3 protein-coding genes are annotated in these 1,933 nt (G+C 74.1%); all 3 read right to left on the bottom strand.

Translation table 11 applies throughout. The features are described 5' to 3' along the window. Positions 1–777 (bottom strand): cobalamin-binding protein (locus I73_RS22815; RefSeq protein WP_026097100.1); only part of this gene is annotated, 777 nt, incomplete at its 3' end. Between the two features lies 1 nt (position 778). After that, positions 779–1,354: a bifunctional adenosylcobinamide kinase/adenosylcobinamide-phosphate guanylyltransferase gene (gene cobU, locus I73_RS22820; protein WP_022982740.1), complete on the bottom strand. Its 576-nt coding sequence runs from the start codon at positions 1,352–1,354 to the stop codon at positions 779–781. Between the two features lie 10 nt (positions 1,355–1,364). Then, a complete protein-coding gene (locus tag I73_RS30045; protein WP_022982741.1) occupies positions 1,365–1,832 on the bottom strand; it encodes a histidine phosphatase family protein in 468 nt (155 codons plus the stop codon). Positions 1,833–1,933 lie beyond the last annotated feature (101 nt).

Consider the following 1,933-nt stretch of genomic DNA (forward strand, 5'->3'; position numbering starts at 1 on the left):
GGGCGATGGGCTCGAACTGCTGAACGGCGCCCACAGAGCCAGGCTGTCGTCGGGCTGGCCGCCCACGCTGGCGGCCACCAGCACCTGGGGCTGGGCGGCCAGCACCGCCTCGGGGCTGACGGTGGGCACCAGCGCGGTCTGCTGGGCAAACACATTGACGCCGCCGCACAGGCGGATGGCGTCGCTGATCAGGTGTTGCTTGTTCAGCGTGAGCAGCGGCTGCTGCCACACCTGGTAGAAGACCTTGAGCGGCGTGCGCCGGCTGTAGCGGGCCCGCAGCGTCGTCACCCGCTTGGCGTAGGTGTTGGCCGCGGCATTGGCCACGTCCTCGGTGCCGGCCAGCACGCCCAGGCGGCGGATGCCCTCGCCCACGTCTTCCAGGGCGTGCGCCTCGCTGTGGAAGAGCGGGATCTTCAGCGCCCGCAGGCGCTCGATCTGCCGGGCCGAGCTGCCGTGCATCCATACCACGATCAGGTCGGGCTTGAGGGCGACGATGCGCTCCAGGTCCAGCGCATGGGCGTCACCCACCTGCGGCAGGGCCTTGGCCTCGGGCGGGTAATCGGCATAGCGCACGGTGGCCACGATGCGACTGCCGGCGCCGGCCGCGTAGAGCAGCTCGGTGGTGTGCGGCGCCAGGCTGATGATGCGCCGCGCGGGCGCGGGCAGCGTCACGGTGCGGCCGTCATCGTCCTGGGCGCTGACGCTGGCCCGGGCGGGGCCGCTCAACACCATCGTGGCGGCCAGCAGGCCGGCACAGCACAAACTCAGCGTCTTCATCTCACCCCTTGAGCGGCAGCACGCAGCCCGCCATCACAAAACGCACCCGGGCGCACTGCGCGGCCAGGGCCTGGTGCAGGCGGCCGCTTTCATCGACGAACAGGCGGTTGACCGCCCCTAGCGGCACGATGCCGTGGCCCACCTCGTTGCCGATCAGCAGCACCGGGGCCCGCAGCCGGGGCAGCACGGCCAGCAGGGCCGCGCGGCCGGCCTGCCAGCGCGGGCCGGGCTGCAGGGCGCGCACGCTGTCCAGGTCCAACTCCGGCGGCAGATCGGCCAGCAGCAGGTTGGTGAGCCACAGGGTCAGGCAGTCGACCAGCAGCAGGCGCTGCGGGCCGTCCGCCGCGGCCAGGGCTTCGGCCAGCGCCAGCGGCGCTTCCACCGTCTGCCAGCCGGCCGGGCGCTGGGCCTGGTGGGCGGCAATGCGGGCCCGCATCTCCTCGTCGCGGGCCTCGCCGGTGGCGATGACCACCACCTCGCGGCCGGGGGCCTCGGCGGCCCAGGCGCTGGCCTGGCGCTCGGCCCAGGCGCTCTTGCCGGAACGGGCGCCGCCCAGGATCAGGGTGTGTTCGGCCATGGGGCGGTCTTCATGCATTGAGGGCGCGCAGCGCCCAGCCGCCACCGGGCAGCGGGTCCAGCCAGGTCAGGCCGCCGAAGTCCAGGGACACCGGCGCCTGCTGCGGATCGGCCGACGCCACCCAGCCCTGGGCCGCGCCCAGCGCCACGCGCAAGGGCCCGGCATGGGCCACCACCAGCACCGCCTGGCCGGGCTGGCTGGCAGGGGCGTGCAGCGCGGCCAGGGCGGCCTGCACTCGGGCGATCAGGGCGTTCTGCGTCTCGCCGCCGGGCGGGGCGCGGTGGTGGGTGTCCGCCGCCCAGGGGTCGCTCTCCGCGCGGGGGATGTCGTCCCAGCGCCGCCCCTCCCAGGCCCCGAAATGCAGCTCCATCCAGCGCGGGTCCACGGCCACAGCCTGGACATGGTCCGCCGCCAGGTGCTGGGCCAGCAGGCGGGCCCGGCTCAACGGGCTGCACACCACCGGGGCCCACCCGAGCATCTGCCCCGATGCGGGTCAACAGCGCGCGCAGGGCCTGGCCCACGCCGTCAAAAGGCGGATCGTGCGGCTGCAGCAGGAGCACATCGGCCTTGACCGTAAAC

The organism is Ideonella sp. B508-1, assembly GCF_000333615.1.
Lineage (GTDB): Bacteria > Pseudomonadota > Gammaproteobacteria > Burkholderiales > Burkholderiaceae_C > Ideonella.

What these genes read in the sequence shown, in the direction of transcription:
- I73_RS30045 (WP_022982741.1), bottom strand. Translation starts at nt 1,832, where the DNA reads ATGCTCGGGTGGGCCCCGGTGGTGTGCAGCCCGTTGAGCCGGGCCCGC.
- cobU (WP_022982740.1), bottom strand. Translation starts at nt 1,354, where the DNA reads ATGGCCGAACACACCCTGATCCTGGGCGGCGCCCGTTCCGGCAAGAGC.